The organism is Streptomyces purpureus (assembly GCF_014648195.1).
Taxonomy (GTDB): domain Bacteria; phylum Actinomycetota; class Actinomycetes; order Streptomycetales; family Streptomycetaceae; genus Streptomyces; species Streptomyces purpureus.
Map to the genome: position 1 here is coordinate 81,086 of NZ_BMQQ01000016.1, position 19,227 is coordinate 100,312.

A 19,227-nucleotide genomic window follows, 5' to 3' on the forward strand; every position below is an offset into this window, starting at 1 on the left:
CCCTGTGCCGAAGCCCCCTGCCCATGACTCCGCCGATCAGCACGCCGCACCGGCGCTGTTCGCCCCGCCCGAGCTGAACCCGGCGGACTGGACCCGAGCGGCCGGCCGCCTGCTCGCGAAGATGATCGGGGAGTTCGCCTACGAGGAGATCGTCGAGCCTCTCCCGCAGCCGGGCGCACCTGCCGGCCACTACACGCTCGAACTCGACGACAGCGCCCCCCTCACCTTCACCGCCCGTCGGGGCGCGTACGGCAGCTGGCGCGTCGACGCCCCCTCCATCGCCTGCGAGGGGCAGCCCTACGCCGACCCCCTCGGATTCCTCGTCCGCGCCCGGCACCAGCTCGCGCTCGACGGCGCCACCCTCGGCCACCTGCTGCGCGAACTCACCACCACGCTGGCCGCCGACGCCCGCCTCGACCACACCGCGCTCACCGCGGCCCAGCTCGCGGACCTCGGCTACGCGGAGCTGGAAGGCCGCCAGACCGGACACCCCTGGATCGTCCTCAACAAAGGCCGCATCGGCTTCTCCACCACCGACACCGCTCACTGGGCACCGGAAGCCCGCCACCCCACCCGGCTCCCGTGGATCGCCGTCAGCACCACACTCGCGCAGTACCGGGGCGTCACGGGGCTCGACGCCCCTGACGACCTCTACGCGCGGGAACTCGACCTCGACGTGCACCAGAGCTTCCGCGCCGAGCTGCGCGACCGGGGACTCGACCCCGACACCTACCTCCTCCTGCCCGTCCACCCGTGGCAGTGGGACGAGGTCCTGCTCCCTCTCTACGCCCCCGCGATCGCCCAGGGCGAGATCGTCCCGCTCTCCGCCGACGCAGACCTCCGGCTCCCGCAGCAGTCCATCCGCACCTTCCTCAACACCACCAGACCCGACCGGCACACGGTCAAGCTGCCCCTCTCGATCCTCAACACCCTTGTTTGGCGGGGACTTCCGACGGAACGCACACTCGCCGCCCCTGCCGTCACCTCCTGGGTCCACGGCCTGCGCGACGCGGATCCCTTCCTCCGTGACGAGTGCGGGGTGATCCTCCTCGGCGAGGTCGCCTCCGTCACCGTCGAGCACCCGCTCTACGACCGGCTCCCCGAAGTCCCGTACCAGTACAAGGAACTGCTCGGCGCCATCTGGCGGGAACCCCTCCGGCTCCCTGCGGGCGAGCGCGCCCGTACCCTCGCGGCCCTCCTCCACGTCGATCCGCACGGCCGCTCCTTCACCGCCGAGCTCGTCGAACGCTCAGGCCTCACCCCAACCGTCTGGCTCCGGCGCCTCTTCGCCGCGCTCCTGCCCCCGCTGCTGCACTTCCTCTACCGCTACGGCACCGTCTTCTCCCCGCACGGCGAGAACGCCGTCGTCGTCTTCGACGAGCACGACGTCCCCGTACGCATGGCGATCAAGGACTTCGTCGACGACGTCAATGTGAGCGCGCACCCGCTGCCCGAACACGACACGATGCCCGCCGACGTCCGTGCGGTCCTGCTCACCGAGGAGCCCGGCTTCCTCACCCAGTTCATCCACTCCGGGCTCTTCGTCGGTGTCTACCGCTACCTCGCACCCCTGTGTGAGGACCAGCTCGGCGTCCGAGAGGACGAATTCTGGTCACTCGTGCGCGCCGAGATCCTGCGCCACCACGCCAGATTCCCCGAGCTCAAGGAGCGTTTCGAGCTTTTCGACCTGCTCGCACCCCGCATCGAACGCCTCTGTCTCAACCGCAACCGTCTGCACCTGGACGGCTACCGAGATCGCCCCGACCGGCCCCACGCCGCCAAGCACGGCACCATTCCCAACCCGTTGGCGTGATCACTACGCCGACCGTGATCCCACTGTCAGTGGTGCGCCGTAGGCTGGACGGGCTATGACGAAGCCATCCCTCCCCGAGCTCCTCCACGCCGCCGTCGACGCAGTCGGCGGTGTGGAACGGCCTGGCCAGGTCACCATGGCCACCGCCGTCGCCGATGCCATCGACGACGGCTCCCACCTCCTCGTCCAGGCCGGCACCGGCACCGGAAAGTCCCTCGGCTATCTGGTGCCCGCACTGGCCCACGGGGAGCGGGTGGTGGTCGCCACGGCGACCCTGGCCCTCCAGCGCCAGCTGGTCGAGCGCGACCTGCCCCGCACGGTCGACGCGCTCCACCCGCAGCTGCGCCGGCGGCCGCAGTTCGCGATGCTCAAGGGCCGTTCGAACTACCTCTGCCTGCATCGCCTCCATGAGGGTGTGCCCCAGGACGAGGAGGACGGTCTCTTCGACCCGTTCGAGGCGGCCGCGCCCACCAGCAAGCTCGGCCAGGATCTGCTGCGCATGCGGGACTGGGCCGACGAGACCGAGACGGGGGACCGGGACGATCTCACCCCCGGCGTCTCCGACCGGGCCTGGGCCCAGGTCTCCGTCTCGTCCCGGGAGTGCCTCGGGGCGAGCAAATGCGCCTACGGTGCCGAGTGCTTCGCCGAGGCGGCCCGTGAGCGCGCCAAGCTGGCCGACGTGGTGGTCACGAACCACGCCCTGCTCGCCATCGACGCCATCGAGGGCGCCCCGGTGCTGCCGCAGCACGAGGTCCTGATCGTCGACGAGGCGCATGAGCTGGTCTCCCGGGTCACCGGCGTGGCCACCGGTGAGCTCACTCCCGGCCAGGTCAACCGCGCGGTCCGCCGCGCCGCCAAGCTCGTCAACGAGAAGACCGCCGACGAGCTGCAGACCGCGGCCGAAGCCTTCGAACGGCTGATGGAGCTGGCGCTTCCCGGCCGGCTCGAAAAGATCCCTGAGGACCTTGGATACGCCCTGACGGCCCTGCGCGACGCGGCCCGCAACGTCATCTCGGCCCTCGGCTCGACGCGCGACAAGTCCGTCCAGGACGAGGACGCCGTCCGCAAGCAGGCCCTCGCTTCCGTGGAGACCATCCACGGCGTGGCGGAGCGCATCGTCAACGGCTCCGAGTACGACGTCGTCTGGTACGAGCGCCACGACCGCTTCGGCGCCTCGCTCCGCGTCGCTCCGCTCTCGGTGTCCGGGCTGCTGCGCGAGAAGCTCTTCGCCGAGCGGTCCGTGGTTCTCACCTCGGCGACCCTCAAGCTCGGCGGCGATTTCAACGGAGTGGGCGCCTCCCTGGGACTTGCCCCGGAAGGCACCGAGGGTGACGATCTGCCGGTGTGGAAGGGGCTCGACGTCGGCTCCCCGTTCGACTACCCGAAGCAGGGGATCCTGTACGTCGCCCGTCATCTCGCGACGCCCGGCCGGGAAGGCAGCCGCGGCGACATGATGGACGAGCTGTCCGAACTGATGGAGGCGGCCGGCGGCCGTACGCTCGGCCTGTTCTCGTCCATGCGCGCCGCCCAGGCCGCCGCCGAGGAGCTCCGCGGCCGACTGGATCTGCCGATCCTGCTCCAGGGCGAGGACACCCTGGGCGAGCTGATCAAGAAGTTCTCCGGGGACCCGGAGACCTGCCTCTTCGGCACGCTCTCCCTCTGGCAGGGCGTGGACGTGCCCGGCCCGAACTGCCAGCTCGTCGTCATGGACCGGATTCCGTTCCCCCGCCCCGACGACCCGCTGATGAGCGCCCGCCAGAAGGCGGTGGAGGAAGGCGGCGGAAACGGCTTCATGGCGGTCGCCGCGACCCACGCCGCCCTGCTGATGGCGCAGGGCGCCGGCCGTCTGGTGCGTGCCACCGGCGACCGTGGAGTGGTCGCTGTCCTGGACCCGCGGCTCGCCACCGCGCGGTACGGCAGCTACCTCAAGGCTTCGCTGCCCGACTTCTGGTACACCACGGACCGTAATCAGGTCCGCCGCTCCCTGTCCGCGATCGACGCGGCGGCGAAGGCGGACGGAAGGTAGGACGGGGTGTATCGCGCCGCGAGGGGGACACGGCGCGTATGGCGACGCAAGGACACAGCAGGGCCCCGGGACCGGCGCAGTGGGTCCCGGGGCCCGGTCAGAGCCGGCGGGGAGGTCACACCCGCCGCAGCACCGCCACGACCTTGCCCAGGATGGTCGCTTCGTCACCGGGGATCGGCTGGTACGCCGCGTTGTGCGGCAGCAGCCAGACGTGGCCGTCCTCGCGCTTGAAGCGCTTCACCGTGGCCTCTCCGTCGAGCATGGCGGCGACGATGTCGCCGTTCTCGGCGACGGGCTGGCGGCGGACGGTCACCCAGTCGCCGTCGCAGATCGCGGCCTCGATCATCGAGTCTCCGACGACCTTGAGGACGAACAGCTCTCCGTCACCGACCAGCTGGCGGGGGAGCGGGAAGACGTCCTCGACCGACTCCTCGGCGAGGATCGGGCCACCGGCCGCGATCCGGCCGACCAGCGGGACGTACGAGGCGGCGGGCTTGCCGGTCGTGTCCGTGGGCTGGGTGCTGGGCTGGTCGGAGCCTCGTACCTCGTAGGCCCGCGGACGGTGCGGGTCACGGCGGAGGAAGCCCTTGCGCTCCAGTGCCATCAGCTGGTGTGCCACCGAGGACGTGCTCGAGAGCCCCACCGCCTGGCCGATCTCGCGCATCGACGGCGGGTATCCGCGCCGCTGCACGGAGTCCCGGATGACTTCGATCACCCTCCGTTGCCGGTCCGTGAGGCCCGAGCTGTCGGCGCGGATGCCTGGAGGTCGGCCGGGCAGCGCGCGCGTGGGCTTGGGGCCCTCCGGGTTCGTGGCTGCGTCATTCATGGCATGCACCGGCTCGAGTCGGCTCTGGGAGCGGTCCTGGGCAGTGATGATGGCACTGTCTGCGGTGGTGGTCACGTCGGCCCCTCTCGAGATGTTCTCCCTAGCTGGACAACGGTAGTGGCTTTCGAAAGGTTGCGCCAAACACACGTTCGAGTGAAAAATCGCAGATTGTCTTACGCGTCTGTTCGGCTGGGTGTATACGCGGGCCCAGGCGTCCAGTGGTAATTCGGTCCAAACGGTACCCTTCACCGCCGGCGCGACATGTGGAGGGTGCCCCTCCAGTGTGGCATCCGAGGCCCCGGAATCCGTCGCGGCGCGCACGTCCCGTACCCTCGTGGCCGGTCGTCCGCGAACCGGGCGCGCGACACGCGCGAGGTGCCGAAACGGCGACCCAACCCAAGATCTAGTGGTTGGATTGATTCGGCCGCCCAGAAGTTGTGGTCCCTGGTCTGCCGGGTCCTAGGTCATCGCCTATGCTTGTGGCTGCTTCGAGGGCCCCCTGAGGGGGCTGGCGAGGCCATTCAGTCGTGCTGTGAAGGAGGGTCGGAAGCCATGCACTGCCCCTTCTGCAGGCACCCCGACAGCCGTGTCGTCGACAGTCGCACCACCGACGACGGAACATCGATCCGGCGCCGCCGCCAGTGCCCCGACTGCTCCCGCCGTTTCACCACGGTGGAGACCGCGTCGCTCATGGTCATCAAGCGCAGCGGCGTGACCGAACCCTTCAGTCGCACCAAGGTCATCTCCGGCGTGCGCAAGGCGTGCCAGGGACGGCCGGTCACCGAGGACGCCCTCGCCAAGCTCGGCCAGCGGGTCGAGGAGGCGGTGCGCGCCACCGGCAGCGCCGAACTGACCACCCACGACGTCGGGCTGGCCATACTCGGCCCCCTTCAGGAACTCGACCTCGTCGCGTACCTGCGTTTCGCGTCCGTGTACCGGGCGTTCGACACACTCGAAGACTTCGAGGCCGCCATCGCGGAGCTCCGCGAGCGGCCTCCCGCTGAGGAATGCGGGCGCGGCGCGACCCCCGAGGTCCCCGTGCCCGCCACTGCCGCCGACTGACCGACCGGCCGGGCGAGGAGCCCGGCGTCGGCCGCGGACGGCACAAGACCTGTCGTGAGCACTGAGCGCGGTGTTCACGGCAACAGACAGAGACTGTGCCCCGGGAAGATCTGGGCACTTCAGGGCGTTTTTGCCCGTATATGGGAGGCGGCATGACAGAGACGGCGAGCGGCCCGGCACGTGGTTCCCGCGCCAAGGGAACCAAGGCGAGCAAGGGTCTGCGTATCGAGCGCATCCACACCACCCCCGGCGTGCACCCGTACGACGAGGTGGAATGGGCGCTTCGTGACGTCGTCATGACCAACTGGCGCGACGGCTCGATCAACTTCGAGCAGCGCGGCGTGGAGTTCCCCGACTTCTGGTCGGTGAACGCGGTCAACATCGTCACCAGCAAGTACTTCCGCGGCGCTGTGGGCACCCCGCAGCGCGAGACCGGTCTGAAGCAGCTCATCGACCGGATCGTGAAGACCTACACGAAGGCCGGCGAGGAGTACGGCTACTTCGCCTCGCCCGCCGACGCGGAGATCTTCGAGCACGAGCTGGCCTACGCCCTCCTGCACCAGATCTTCAGCTTCAACTCGCCGGTCTGGTTCAACGTCGGCACGCCCCAGCCGCAGCAGGTCTCGGCCTGCTTCATTCTGGCCGTCGACGACTCCATGGAGTCGATCCTCGACTGGTACAAGGAAGAGGGCATGATCTTCAAGGGCGGCTCCGGCGCCGGCCTGAACCTCTCCCGTATCCGCTCCTCCAAGGAGCTCCTCTCCTCCGGCGGCAACGCCTCCGGCCCGGTCTCCTTCATGCGGGGCGCCGACGCGTCCGCAGGAACGATCAAGTCGGGCGGCGCCACCCGCCGCGCGGCCAAGATGGTCATCCTCGACGTCGACCACCCCGACATCGAGGACTTCATCGAGACCAAGGTCAAGGAGGAGGAGAAGATCCGCGCCCTGCGTGACGCGGGCTTCGACATGGACCTGGGCGGCGACGACATCACGTCCGTCCAGTACCAGAACGCCAACAACTCGGTCCGCGTGAACGACGAGTTCATGAAGGCCGTGGAGTCGGGCGGCAAGTTCGGCCTGCGTGCCCGCATGACCGGCGAGGTCATCGAGGAGGTCGACGCCAAGTCCCTCTTCCGCAAGATGGCCGAGGCCGCCTGGGCCTGCGCCGACCCGGGCATCCAGTACGACGACACGATCAACCACTGGCACACCTGCCCCGAGTCCGGCCGGATCAACGGCTCGAACCCGTGCAGCGAGTACATGCACCTGGACAACACGTCCTGCAACCTCGCCTCGCTGAACCTGATGAAGTTCCTCAAGGACGACGGCAAGGGCAACCAGTCCTTCGACGTCGAGCGCTTCGCCAAGGTCGTCGAGCTCGTCATCACCGCGATGGACATCTCCATCTGCTTCGCCGACTTCCCGACCCAGAAGATCGGCGAGAACACCCGCGCCTTCCGCCAGCTCGGCATCGGCTACGCCAACCTCGGCGCCCTGCTGATGGCGACCGGCCACGCCTACGACTCCGACGGCGGCCGTGCGCTCGCCGGCGCCATCACCTCCCTGATGACCGGTACGTCGTACAAGCGCTCGGCCGAGCTCGCGGCGGTCGTCGGCCCGTACGACGGCTACGCCCGTAACGCCGAGCCGCACCAGCGCGTCATGAAGCAGCACGCCGACGCCAACGCCGCGGCCGTCCGCATGGACGACCTCGACACGCCGATCTGGGCCGCCGCCACGGAGGCCTGGCAGGACGTGGTCCGCCTCGGCGCGAAGAACGGCTTCCGCAACTCCCAGGCGTCCGTCATCGCCCCGACGGGCACCATCGGTCTGGCGATGTCCTGCGACACCACCGGCCTCGAGCCCGACCTCGCCCTGGTCAAGTTCAAGAAGCTGGTCGGCGGCGGCTCGATGCAGATCGTCAACGGCACCGTCCCGCAGGCCCTGCGCCGCCTGGGTTACCAGGAGGAGCAGATCGAGGCGATCGTCGCCCACATCGCCGAGCACGGCAATGTCATCGACGCCCCGGGCCTGAAGACCGAGCACTACGAGGTCTTCGACTGCGCCATGGGCGAGCGCTCCATCTCCGCGATGGGCCACGTCCGCATGATGGCCGCGATCCAGCCCTGGATCTCCGGCGCGCTCTCCAAGACGGTCAACATGCCGGAGTCGGCGACCGTCGAAGAGGTCGAGGAGATCTACTTCGAGGCCTGGAAGATGGGCGTCAAGGCGCTCGCGATCTACCGCGACAACTGCAAGGTCGGCCAGCCGCTCTCCGCCAAGAAGAAGGAGGCGGAGAAGGTCGAGGTCACCGCGAAGACCGAGGAGACCATCCGCGCGGCGGTCGAGAAGGTCGTCGAGTACCGCCCGGTCCGCAAGCGCCTGCCGAAGGGCCGCCCGGGGATCACCACCTCCTTCACGGTCGGTGGCGCCGAGGGTTACATGACCGCCAACTCCTACCCGGACGACGGTCTCGGTGAGGTCTTCCTGAAGATGTCCAAGCAGGGTTCCACCCTCGCCGGCATGATGGACGCCTTCTCCATCGCCGTCTCCGTCGGTCTGCAGTACGGCGTGCCCCTGGAGACGTACGTCTCCAAGTTCACCAACATGCGGTTCGAGCCGGCCGGTATGACGGACGACCCGGACGTGCGGATGGCGCAGTCGATCGTCGACTACATCTTCCGCCGCCTGGCGCTGGACTTCCTGCCCTTCGAGACCCGCTCGGCGCTCGGCATCCACTCGGCCGAGGAGCGTCAGCGGCACCTGGAGACCGGTTCCTACGAGCCGGCCGACGAGGACATGGACGTCGAGGGCCTGGCCCAGTCCGCTCCCCGTGAGCAGGAGACCCTGAAGATGGTCGCCCCGCCGAAGGCGGAGATCCCGGCCCCGAAGCAGGCGCACACCTCGGCGGAGCTCGTCGAGATGCAGCTCGGCATCAGCGCGGACGCGCCACTGTGCTTCTCCTGCGGTACGAAGATGCAGCGCGCCGGCTCCTGCTACATCTGCGAGGGCTGCGGCTCGACCAGCGGTTGCAGCTGAGCACGTAGACGGTCCTGAAGCGGGGCGGTGGGCGCAGTCGCCCGCCGCCCCGCTTTCACGCGCGCGTGGGCGGAGCCGCTCAGGCGTGCTGCGCGCCCATCAACGTCGTGAAGGACTGGGGATCGGTGTCGAAGCCCCGGCCGACCAGGCGGTACTCCCAGCCTCCGGTGCCGTCCCGGGAGAACTCCACCACCGTCACCGCGGTGGCGTCGGAGTACGGGGTGAAGTCCTCCTGCGCGAGGTCCACGTGCCCCTCGCGGATACGGAATCCGGCGTTGGCGATGTCGCCGAACGTCCGTCGTCCGCCGCCCTGCTGTATGGGGACGCCCACCACCACGCGCGTGTACGTCGGTGCGAGGCGGTCCAGTTCGAAGGTCATCGCCTCGTCGTAGCCGAAGCCCTGGCCCGTGCGGCTGTCCCGGTTGAGTGTGATCGTGCCGTCCGGTGAGCGGCTGTCGAAGTGGACCAGATAGGCCGGCTGACCGTACGGGTCGTCCGCCGTGTAGACACCCGCGATGATGTCGAGGTCGTGGGCCGGAGCGCCGAGAGGGCTCGGGTCCCACTTGAGCGTCACCTCGACCTTGCCGACCCCCTTGTTGAGACCGTTCACCGCAATCCCCTCTCCGTGCCGTCCTGCCAACTGCCCGTGACTGACGGGTGTGTTGCTCATCGTGTCACGCGGCCCTGACAGGCGTGGTCCTGTCCGTGGTGTGACCGGTGTCGCTCTGTGGCCGTACGATGGCGCGGTGCTGGTCAAGTGGATTCGCTGCCATGTGACGGACCGTCGGGGGTTCGAGCGGGGGCAGCGGAAGTGGGCGGGGCTGCTGGGTGAGCCGGGATTCCGGGGACAGGGCGGCGGGTGGAGCCGGAGCCGCCCCGATGTCGCCCATGTCTTCGCCTTCTGGGAGAGCCGGGCGTTCTACGACTCGTTCATGGCACGCTCGCACGACCGGCTGGCTGCCGCGCAGACGGGCACGTACAAGGCCATCGAGGCCAAGCTCTTCGACCACCGCTTCGACGTGAAGACCGGCTTCGAGCCGCGGTTCACCGACGCCGATGTGGTGCGGGTCGCGCACTGCCGGATCCATGAGGACCGGGTCGAGCATTTCGCCCTGATGCAGGAGAAGGTGTGGAACCCGGCGATGGCCGGCTCGCCCGGAATGCTGCGTGGTGTCTTCGGGGAAGCTCCGGGGCACGAATTCCTGGTGCTGTCGATGTGGCGATCGGCCGCCGAGCACGGCAAGTACCGCACGGAGCGGGTGGAGAGGCTCGCGCTGCGGGCGCAGACCGAGGCCGATGTGGCGGCGCTGACCGGTGACGTCGTGGAGCTCGAACCGTCCTGGATCGTGTGATCACTGCGTCGGCGCGGTGAACGCGCCGGCGCGTACCGCCGCGAGGGTCGCCTGGGCCGCCTGATCGGCGACGGCTCCGTCCACCGGCTCGCGCGTGATGAAGAGCCGCAGGAACAGGGGCGCGGAGACCGCTCGTACCACCGCGGCGGCGTCGGTGCCGGCCGGCGCGTCCCCGCGCTCGACCGCGCGGGTCACCACGACTTCGCAGCGCGAGAACCGTTCGACGTAGAAGGCGTGCAGGGCTTCGGCCGCACGCGGTGACTGGAAGGCGGCGCCGACGAAGGCTGTCGGCGCGGCCGCGGCGCCCGGGTCGGCGAACGCGTCACTCACCTCGTGGGCCAGCGCGCGCAGGTCTCCCTCCAGGCTGCCGGTGTCCGGCGGCGACCAGCTGTCCTCGCCGGCCAGGGCGAGGGCGTCGGCGACCAGTCCTTCGAGCCCGCCCCAGCGGCGGTAGAGCGTGGTCTTGTGCACGCCCGAGTGCTCGGCCACGTATTCGACGGTCAGGCCCGGGTAGCCGTGCGCGGCCAGACCGGTCAGGACCGCGTCGCGGACAGCCGCCCTGGTGCGCGCGGTGCGGCCGCCGGGTCGGCGTGTGCCAGGCGCCGCGTCCGGCTTCTGCTCGGTCGACTCATTCAATTGCTACTCCCGTTGCGTTAGTGCGTCCGAGTGTGCCACACTCTTCGTAATGCGACTCGGGTTGCATTTACGTTGCCTGTTGCTGGCCTATGGAGGCGCCTCTTGCCCACCCAGATCTCCTTGCGCTCCGTCACCGTGTCCCGCGGCGACCGCCTGCTCCTCGACGACGTCTCGCTCACCGTGCGCCCCGGCGAGCGGGTCGGCGTCGTCGGCGAGAACGGCGCGGGAAAGTCCACACTCCTTCATCTGCTCGCCGGCCGTGAACGGCCCGACGAAGGCGAGGTGATCACCGTCGCCGAGCGCGGAGCGGGGATTCTCACGCAGACGCCGGACCTGCCCCCGCATCACACCGTCGATGACGCGATCGACGCCGCACTCGCCGAACTGCGGTCCATGGAAGCTCGCCTGCGGGAGTGCGAGGCGGCCCTGGGAGAAGCGGACGAATCCTCGCTCGCCGCCTACGGGGACCTCCTCACCGCATTCGAGCTGCGCGGTGGGTACGAGGCCGACGCCCGTATCGACAAGGCGCTACACGCTCTCGGCCTCGCGCACATCGACCGCCGGCGCACACTCGGCAGTCTGTCCGGGGGCGAGCAGGCCCGGCTCGGCATCGCCTGCCTGATAGCCGCCGCGCCTGAGGTCATGCTCCTGGACGAGCCGACCAACCACCTGGACGAGCGGGCGCTCGACTGGCTGGAGGACGCCCTGCTCTCCCACCCCGGCACGGTCGTCGCCGTCTCGCACGATCGCGTCTTCCTGGAGCGAGTCGCCACCGCCGTGCTCGAAGTCGACGCCGACCGCCGCACGGTCGTCAGATACGGCGGTGGCTACGCCGGATATCTGGAGGAGCGATCAGCGGCCCGGCGCCGCTGGGAGCAGGCCTACGAGGAGTGGTGCAAGGAGACCGCCAGGCTGGAGGAGTACGCACGGGGCGCCGCCCATGGCGTCGCCGCCGGCCGGGCGATCAAGGACAACAACAAGATGGCCTACGACCGAGCGGGGGGACGCGTCCAGGCATCCGTCTCCGGCCGGGTCCGCAACGCCCAGGAGCGGCTGCGCAGACTCCGCGCGGAGCCCGTCGACCAGCCGCCGCAGCCCCTGGCCTTCGCCGCCCGGCCCGTCTCCGGATCGACACAAGGGCCCCTGGTGACCTTGACGGACGTCCGGGTGGGCGACCGGCTGGCCGTCGACGAGTTCACCGTCGACGCCGGACAGAGGCTCCTGATCCACGGAGGAAACGGCGCCGGCAAGTCCACGCTCCTGCGGACCGTCACGGGGCTGCTCGAGCCGGACGCCGGACAGGTCGTCCGCAGAGGGCGGATCGGCTTCCTCGCCCAGGAGATACCGGTGCACCGTCCTGAGCAGCGGGTCCTCGCCGCCTTCGGCAAGGGGCTCGCGCTGACCGAGGACGAGCAGGCGGCGCTGCTGCTGTCGTACGGACTGTTCCGGCCAGCAGACCTCGGCGTGCCGGTCGGATCGCTCTCCGCGGGGCAGCGCCGTCGCCTGGCGCTCGCCCGCCTCCTCGCCCGCCCCGCCGACCTGCTCCTGCTCGACGAGCCCGCCAACCACCTCGCACTCGGGCTGGTCGAGGAACTGGAAGAGGCCCTGGAGCAGTGGGCCGGCGCGCTGGTCGTCGTCTCCCACGACCGGCAGCTGCGCCGCCGGTTCACCGGCCGCATACGCCGGATGGACTCCGGGCGCCTCCTCGACTGAGTCGGCGTACGGCGCCCCCTCTAGGGTTTTCATATGGCACGACCGCGGCGCATCGTCCTCGTCCGGCACGGAGAGTCCGAGGGCAATGCCGATGACACGGTGTACGAACGGGAGCCCGACCACGCCTTGCGGCTCACCGAGACCGGATGGCGGCAGGCGGAGGAGACGGGGGAGCGGCTGCGGGAGCTGTTCGGCAACGAACGCGTCAGCGTCTATGTGTCGCCGTACCGCCGCACCCATCAAACCTTCCGCGCCTTCCGGCTCGACCCGGACCTGGTGCGCGTGAGAGAGGAGCCGCGACTGAGGGAGCAGGACTGGGGAAACTGGCAGGACAGGGACGACGTACGGCTGCAGAAGGCCTACCGCGACGCCTACGGGCACTTCTTCTACCGGTTCGCGCAGGGAGAGTCCGGCGCGGATGTCTACGACCGGGTCGGCGCGTTCCTGGAGAGCCTTTACCGCAGCTTCGAGGCGCCCGACCACCCGCCGAACGTCCTCCTGGTCACCCACGGACTCACCATGCGGCTGTTCTGCATGCGCTGGTTCCATTGGACGGTGGCCGACTTCGAGTCGCTGTCCAATCCGGGCAACGCCGAGACCAGGACACTTCTGCTCGGGGAGGACGGGAGGTACGTCCTGGACCAGCCCTTCGAACGCTGGCGAACCCCCGAGCCGTACGGCGTCACCGGATAGAGTGGCAGGGCGATGACCGCTGACTCCTCTCTCGACCGGCGCTTCGAACGCGCTCTGGCCAGCCTGCGTGGACTGGCCGTGGGAGACGCCCTGGGCTCCCAGTTCTTCGTACCTTCGAACTATCCCCTGCTCAAGCGGCGCGAGCTGCCGCCGGGCCCTTGGCAGTGGACCGACGACACCGAGATGGCGTGCTCCGTACTCGCCGTGCTCGGGCAGCACGGCCGGATCGACCAGGACGCGCTCGCGCGCTCCTTCGCCGAGCACCATGACTTCGACCGCGGCTACGGCCCGGCCGTCAACCGGATGCTCCGGCTGATCCGGGAGGGCGGGGACTGGCGCCAGCTGGCGGCCGACCTCTTCAACGGGCAGGGATCGTGGGGCAACGGCGCCGCGATGCGGGTCGCGCCCCTCGGTGCCTGGTACGCCGACGACCCGGAGCAGGCCACCCACCAGGCCGAGATCTCCTCCTACACCACACATCAGCACCGCGAGGCGGTTGTGGGATCCATGGCGGTGGCGGCGGCCGCCGCGCTCGCCGCCAACCCTGCCGGACCGCCCACTCCCACCGCCCTTCTCGACGGCGTCGTCGCTCTGGTGCCGCGCAGCGCGGTCGGGGCCGGGCTGAGGCGGGCGCGGGACATGCTCGACTACGACGACGCGGTCACGGTCGCCGCCGTCCTCGGCTGCGGGCGGCGCACCAGCGCCCACGACACGGTGCCGTTCGCCCTCTGGTCGGCGGCCCGTGCTCTGGGCGACTACGAACGGGCCTTCTGGACCACCGCGCAGGTCGGCGGCGACGTCGACACGACCTGTGCCATCGCCGGAGGTGTGGTGGCCGCCGCCGAAGGCGGGGCGCCGCCCACCGACTGGCTGGCCACGACCGAGGAGCTGCCCGGCTGGCTCCCGGCCGCGGCAGCCCACTGAGCGCCGCCGCCCGGTGGCCGGACCAGTCGACGACGGGTCCTCATGAGGGCTCCCTGGACGAGCGCGGCCACGCCCAGAGGCGAGGTCGGCGTGCGTTGCGGCCCCAATGTCGATCTGTCGACTTCACCTGACGCAGGGGTGCGCGACGATTGGAGCGGCTCCCGAGGCCTGCTGCGCCCATGCTTCGCGAATGCGACAGCCAGAGCGTCCAGCGCCACCGTGGCCTGATCGTTTCGCAGGTGGCGGAGCCGTCCGCGCTTTCGAGGTGTGGCGACGCCCCAGCCGTACTCCTGCGGCGACCTGGTCTTCGACGGGTTTCGGCCAAGGTGACGTACTCCTGTGGGGTGTGCGTGAGTGAAGGGCGGGAGGCCGGCGGCGAAGGTCCAACGGACCGGGGGCGCGGGTCGCCGGTCGGCCCATGGTGTTGCCCGACGGCGGCCTCCGCCGGGTACGGGGAATCCGGCTATCGCGGGCGGCCCCCATCGGCGTAACCTGTCAGCGCCATGCCGTATGAACCACCCACCCACACCGTCGAGCGTTCGCTCCGAGCCACCACCGGCGCCAAGATCATTGCCGGGGTCGACGAAGTAGGACGAGGGGCGTGGGCCGGGCCGGTCACGGTGTGCGCCGCGGTCACCGGACTGCGCCGACCGCCCGCCGGGCTCACCGACTCCAAGCTGATCACCCCCAAGCGCCGTCTCGTGCTCTGCGGGGAGCTGGAGAAGTGGGTCACTGCGTTCGCCCTCGGGCACGCGTCCCCGGAGGAGATCGACGAGCTCGGTATGACCGCTGCGCTGCGACTGGCCGCCGTCCGTGCGCTCGACGGGCTGCCCGTGCGGCCCGACGCGGTGATCCTGGACGGTAAGCACGACTACCTGGGCAGCCCTTGGCAGGTGCGTACGGTCATCAAGGGCGACCAGTCCTGCGTCGCCGTCGCGGCGGCCTCGGTCATCGCCAAGGTGCACCGCGACATGATGATGGCCGAACTGGGCATCACCTCGGAGGGGTGTTCCGCCTTCGGCTTCGACGTCAACGCGGGCTATCCCTCGCCCGTGCACAAGGCGGCTCTGCAGGAGCGGGGCCCCACCCCGCACCACCGGCTCTCCTGGGCGTACCTCGACGCGCTGCCCCAGTGGCGGCACCTCAAGAAGGTCCGCGTCTCCGCCGAGGCGGCCGCACTGGAAAGCGGGGGCCAGCTCGGCTTCGACTTCTGAACTGCCGGTGAACCACAGGGCACTGCCGGGCTCACATCTGCCCGGATCGCACTTTTGTGCCCACCCGCCGATGCTTCTTGCGTCGGCGTTTGATAGACATCCATTTATGCCTCTCATCCCCGAGGAGCCTCAGATTCACGAGAGTGCCCAGGGTCCCCGCGCCACTCCGGCCGCCGGCCCCGCGCCGACCCCCCGTCCCGTACCCGGTCCGCGTTCCGCGGCCTCCCCGCGGCCGGGACACCCCGGTCCGCCCAGGCCCAAGCCGCCGGTGCCGCGCCCGCAGCCCGATGCCGCGCAACCCACGCCCTCCCGGTCGGAGAATCGTTCCGTGCCGCAGATCCAGCTGATCCCCGCTCCGGCGGACGGTGCGCTCGACGCCGCCGAGGAAGCGGTGGACCTGCTGCTCGAAACGGGCCGCGCGCCGGGCGACATCCTCGTCCTCACCACCGGTGAGCAGCACCCCTGGGCGGCGCACGAGCTGTCCTTCGGGGACGCCGCCTACTGGGCCCAACACGACGCCCGCGACGACGTCTTCTTCGCCGACGCCACCGCCGTCGGCCGGGCATCGGCCCGGCCCGTGGTCGTGGTCGCCGTCAACGGAGACGACGAGGGTGCCGCCGCCCAGGCGCTGCCTCTCGCCAGGGAGCGTGCGACCGCGCTCCTGATCGTCTGCGGCGACCCGCAGCGCATCAACGCCGCGCTCGGTGCGGGTGTCTGAGCCGTACGGCTCCCAGACCCCGCCCGGCGCGGAACACGGCACATGGTCGTGACCCGGCTGCCCGAACCTGGGCGGCCGGGCTGTGACAGGCCGGTGCGCCGGCGAAGCCGGACGGCGTCCGCTCAGCGGGCCGCCGTGCGACGCAGCGGCTCCGCCGCCCCGCTTGCCGTACGCGGCGCGAGCGACTCCGGGTCGACCGGAACATCCCCCAGAGCCGTCGGGCGCGAGGTCGAGCTGGGCCGCCGCCCGCCCCGGCCCTCGCCGAGGACCTGCCAGCCGCCACGCGTCAGCGTGATGTAGGCGCCGCAGCGCAGGCCGTGGAGTGTGCAGGCGTCACGCAGTCCCCACATCCACGCCCCGTCCTCCTCGGTCCAACGCTCGTCGCCCTCACGGCAGTAGAGCAGGACGGCCGTGCGCACCGGAGTGCGGCGGCGAAGATCATGCGGAATGACCCGGCGCAGCTGGGCCAGCAACGCGTTGCGGAACTCCCAGCCGTCCGCCGGGGTGGAGCGGCGGGTGAAGGAGGCACTGGCGGCCAGCCGTTCCTCATGGTCGAGGACCGCCACGACAGCGGTGGCGGGCGACGGCCGGTGCCGGGAGTGCAGGCCCGCGACGACCTCCCGGGGATTGCGCAGCAGCGGAATCCCGGCCGCCGTCCACTCGGCGGGTTCGAGCATCCTGGCGAGGCGGCTGGCGGAGCCTGCCGATGCGGCGATCGAGGTGGCTGCGGACGGAGCGAATCCGAAGGTCACGGTCCTCCCTTCGCATACGCGCCCACAGTGCGGGCAGGGTCGAGTGAGGGCGCGCACCGGCACAGCCCTTCCGGACCGCGAACGGGCCGTGCGGGGGGCGCATCCAATTCTTGCGGTCGCGTGCGCGGGCGGCAACGAGCAATTGCGGACGCTGACTGGATTGGGCCGGAATGACACTCATATCCCTGCCCACCAGGGCACCTGACCAAGCCTCACGTCATCCCTGAACCGCGAGCACCAGCGGAAATACCCCTTCTGCTCCGGCCCGGCGCAGCAGCCGGGACGCCACGGCGAGCGTCCAGCCGCTGTCCGAAAGATCGTCGACCAGCAGCACAGGACCCCCGGCCGCCGCCAACTGCTCGGCCAGCGACGGCGGAACGGTCAGCGCACGGTGCAGCCCCAGCACCCTTTGCGCGCTGTTGGTACGCGAGATCCGCAGGTCCGCGGCCTCAGGCGTGTACTCGACGGCACCCAGGAGCGGCATGCGGCCGATCTCGGCGATCCTTCGGCCGAGCGAGTCGACCAGCCGCGGCCTGCTGTTCGAGGCGACCGTGACCACGCCAACCGGCCGACCCGGCGCATCCGCCGCCCCCGAAGCCCAACCCCCGGGCCCCTTCGCCCAGTCGGCGAGAACGCTCACCACGGCCTGCACCACGTCGTCCGGAACCGGACCGTCCGCAGCCTGGGGCGCGAGCATGGGACGCAGTCGGTTCCCCCAGCCGATGTCGGACAGCCGCCCCAGCGCCCGGCCGGTGAACGACTGCTCCCCGGCGGGGATCCGGCCCTTGAGGTCCACGCCGACGGCGGTCAGCCCCGTCGGCCACATCTTGCGCGGCTCCACCTCCACACCGGGCCGCCCGAGCTCGCCCTTGGCGGCGTCCAGCGCCGCGTCGGACACCTTGGCGTCGAACCTCGGCGCCGAGCAGTTGTCGCAGCGCCCGCACGGTGCTGCCTCCTCGTCGTCCAGCTGACGACGCAGGAACTCCATCCGACAGCCCGTCGCCGACGCGTACTCACGCATCGCCTGCTGCTCGGCCGCGCGCTGCCGGGCCACCCAGGCGTACCGCTCCGCGTCGTACACCCACGGCCGGCCCGTGCTCGTCCAGCCGCCCTTCACCCGGTGCACCGCGCCATCCACGTCGAGGACTTTGAGCATCGTCTCCAGCCGTGTGCGCCGCAGCTCGACCAGCGGCTCCAGCGCGGGCAGCGAGAGCGGCCGCTCCGCCTGCGCCAGCACGTCGAGCGTCCGGCGCACCTGCTCCTCGGGCGGGAAGGCCACCGACGCGAAGTACTGCCAGATCGCCTCGTCCTCCTTGCCCGGCAGCAGCAGCACCTCGGCATGCTCCACGCCACGCCCCGCGCGGCCCACCTGCTGGTAGTAGGCGATGGGGGAGGACGGCGAGCCGAGATGGACGACGAACCCGAGGTCCGGCTTGTCGAACCCCATACCCAGGGCCGAGGTCGCGACCAGTGCCTTGACGCGGTTGGCCAGCAGATCGTCCTCCGCCTGCTGCCGGTCGGCGTTCTCCGTCCGGCCCGTGTACGAGGTGACCGTGTGCCCGCAGTGCCGCAGATATGCCGTGACCTCCTCGGCCGCCGCGACGGTGAGGGTGTAGATGATGCCCGAGCCCGGCAGTTCCTCGAGGTGGTCGGCCAGCCAGGCCAGCCGATGCGCGGCGTCGGGCAGCCGAAGGACTCCGAGGCTCAGGCTCTCCCGGTCCAGCGGGCCGCGCAGGACGAGGGCGTCCGTGCCCGCGCCCGTCCCCAGCTGCTCGGCGACGTCCGCCGTCACCCGGGCGTTGGCCGTCGCGGTGGTGGCGAGGACCGGGACACCGGCCGGCAGGTCGGCGAGCATGGTCCGCAGCCGGCGGTAGTCGGGGCGGAAGTCATGGCCCCAGTCCGAGATGCAGTGCGCCTCGTCCACCACCAGCAGGCCCGTCGCCGCGGCCAGCGCCGGCAGCACCTGGTCGCGGAAGTCCGGGTTGTTGAGCCGCTCGGGACTCACCAGCAGCACGTCCACCTCCCCGGCGGCCACCTCGGCCTGCACGGTCTCCCACTCCTCCGTGTTGGACGAGTTGATCGTGCGCGCCCGGATACCGGCCCGTGCCGCGGCCTCCACCTGGTTGCGCATCAGCGCCAGCAGCGGCGACACGATCACGGTCGGACCGCTGCCGCGCTCACGCAGCAGCGAGGTCGCCACGAAGTACACCGCGGACTTGCCCCAGCCGGTCCGCTGCACGACCAGCGCTCTTCGCTTGTCGGCGACGAGCGCCTCGATCGCACGCCACTGGTCCTCGCGCAGCCGCGCCGTCCCGCCGGCGTCCGAGACGAGGCGGGCGAGTACGGCGTCGGCGGCGGCGCGAAGAGCGGCGCGGTCTTCGACGGTGTCTGGGTGCGGAGCGTGGGTCATGCCTCCATGCAACCCGATAGGTCTGACATTGCGCGAACGAGCCGCCAAGC

At 70.6% G+C, this 19,227-nt stretch carries 15 protein-coding genes; 10 read left to right on the forward strand and 5 right to left on the reverse strand.

Annotated features, from left to right (window positions below):
• Nucleotides 1–4 precede the first annotated feature (4 nt).
• Both IEZ01_RS20805 and IEZ01_RS20810 read left to right on the forward strand, forming a co-directional pair.
• Nucleotides 5–1,813, forward strand: coding sequence for an IucA/IucC family protein (locus tag IEZ01_RS20805; protein ID WP_189203125.1), 1,809 nt, complete (start codon nt 5–7; stop codon nt 1,811–1,813).
• A gap of 55 nt (nt 1,814–1,868) precedes the next feature.
• A complete protein-coding gene (locus tag IEZ01_RS20810; protein WP_189203127.1) occupies nt 1,869–3,839 on the forward strand; it encodes an ATP-dependent DNA helicase in 1,971 nt (656 codons plus the stop codon).
• A 115-nt stretch (nt 3,840–3,954) separates the two neighbouring features.
• Here IEZ01_RS20810 and lexA read toward each other — a convergent pair whose 3' ends face one another.
• The gene (lexA, locus tag IEZ01_RS20815) at nt 3,955–4,740 is read right to left on the reverse strand and encodes a transcriptional repressor LexA (RefSeq protein ID WP_019889960.1); all 786 of its coding nucleotides are present in this window, start codon (nt 4,738–4,740) and stop codon (nt 3,955–3,957) included.
• Nucleotides 4,741–5,217: 477 nt separating this feature from the next.
• Between lexA and nrdR the strand changes: the two genes are divergently transcribed.
• Together nrdR and IEZ01_RS20825 are read left to right on the forward strand one after the other, a co-directional pair.
• Nucleotides 5,218–5,727, forward strand: a complete 510-nt coding sequence (gene nrdR, locus IEZ01_RS20820) for a transcriptional regulator NrdR (protein ID WP_019889961.1) — start codon at nt 5,218–5,220, stop codon at nt 5,725–5,727.
• A 152-nt stretch (nt 5,728–5,879) separates the two neighbouring features.
• Entirely contained in the window at nt 5,880–8,765 is a 2,886-nt protein-coding gene (locus tag IEZ01_RS20825; RefSeq protein WP_019889962.1) for a vitamin B12-dependent ribonucleotide reductase, read from the forward strand.
• A 79-nt stretch (nt 8,766–8,844) separates the two neighbouring features.
• On the opposite strand, the gene IEZ01_RS20830 is transcribed toward IEZ01_RS20825, so the two are convergent.
• Entirely contained in the window at nt 8,845–9,435 is a 591-nt protein-coding gene (locus IEZ01_RS20830) for a TerD family protein (RefSeq protein WP_267907281.1), read from the reverse strand.
• A gap of 76 nt (nt 9,436–9,511) precedes the next feature.
• Here IEZ01_RS20830 and IEZ01_RS20835 point away from each other — a divergent pair, with 76 nt between their 5' ends.
• Nucleotides 9,512–10,117: a YdbC family protein gene (locus tag IEZ01_RS20835; protein ID WP_028798065.1), complete on the forward strand. Its 606-nt coding sequence runs from the start codon at nt 9,512–9,514 to the stop codon at nt 10,115–10,117.
• Here the strand turns inward: IEZ01_RS20835 and IEZ01_RS20840 are convergent, their stop codons facing one another.
• On the reverse strand, nt 10,118–10,753 hold the full coding sequence (locus IEZ01_RS20840; RefSeq protein ID WP_189203132.1) for a TetR/AcrR family transcriptional regulator: 636 nt from the start codon (nt 10,751–10,753) through the stop codon (nt 10,118–10,120).
• A gap of 72 nt (nt 10,754–10,825) precedes the next feature.
• On the opposite strand from IEZ01_RS20840, the gene abc-f reads away from it, so the two are divergent.
• The 5 genes from abc-f to IEZ01_RS20865 all read left to right on the forward strand — a co-directional run bounded on the left by abc-f (nt 10,826) and on the right by IEZ01_RS20865 (nt 16,015).
• On the forward strand, nt 10,826–12,466 hold the full coding sequence (abc-f, locus tag IEZ01_RS20845; RefSeq protein WP_373287649.1) for a ribosomal protection-like ABC-F family protein: 1,641 nt from the start codon (nt 10,826–10,828) through the stop codon (nt 12,464–12,466).
• Between the two features lie 33 nt (nt 12,467–12,499).
• Nucleotides 12,500–13,159, forward strand: coding sequence for a histidine phosphatase family protein (locus tag IEZ01_RS20850; protein ID WP_019889968.1), 660 nt, complete (start codon nt 12,500–12,502; stop codon nt 13,157–13,159).
• A gap of 12 nt (nt 13,160–13,171) precedes the next feature.
• On the forward strand, nt 13,172–14,083 hold the full coding sequence (locus tag IEZ01_RS20855) for an ADP-ribosylglycohydrolase family protein (RefSeq protein ID WP_189203136.1): 912 nt from the start codon (nt 13,172–13,174) through the stop codon (nt 14,081–14,083).
• A gap of 503 nt (nt 14,084–14,586) precedes the next feature.
• Nucleotides 14,587–15,297 carry a ribonuclease HII gene (gene rnhB / locus IEZ01_RS20860; protein WP_028798066.1) on the forward strand — a complete coding sequence of 237 codons (711 nt, stop codon included), beginning with the start codon at nt 14,587–14,589 and terminating at the stop codon, nt 15,295–15,297.
• A gap of 106 nt (nt 15,298–15,403) precedes the next feature.
• On the forward strand, nt 15,404–16,015 hold the full coding sequence (locus IEZ01_RS20865; RefSeq protein ID WP_028798067.1) for a hypothetical protein: 612 nt from the start codon (nt 15,404–15,406) through the stop codon (nt 16,013–16,015).
• Between the two features lie 122 nt (nt 16,016–16,137).
• Here IEZ01_RS20865 and IEZ01_RS20870 read toward each other — a convergent pair whose 3' ends face one another.
• Both IEZ01_RS20870 and IEZ01_RS20875 read right to left on the reverse strand, forming a co-directional pair.
• Nucleotides 16,138–16,767, reverse strand: a complete 630-nt coding sequence (locus IEZ01_RS20870) for a hypothetical protein (protein ID WP_019889972.1) — start codon at nt 16,765–16,767, stop codon at nt 16,138–16,140.
• A gap of 217 nt (nt 16,768–16,984) precedes the next feature.
• Nucleotides 16,985–19,177: a RecQ family ATP-dependent DNA helicase gene (locus IEZ01_RS20875; RefSeq protein ID WP_019889973.1), complete on the reverse strand. Its 2,193-nt coding sequence runs from the start codon at nt 19,175–19,177 to the stop codon at nt 16,985–16,987.
• Nucleotides 19,178–19,227: the final 50 nt, after the last annotated feature.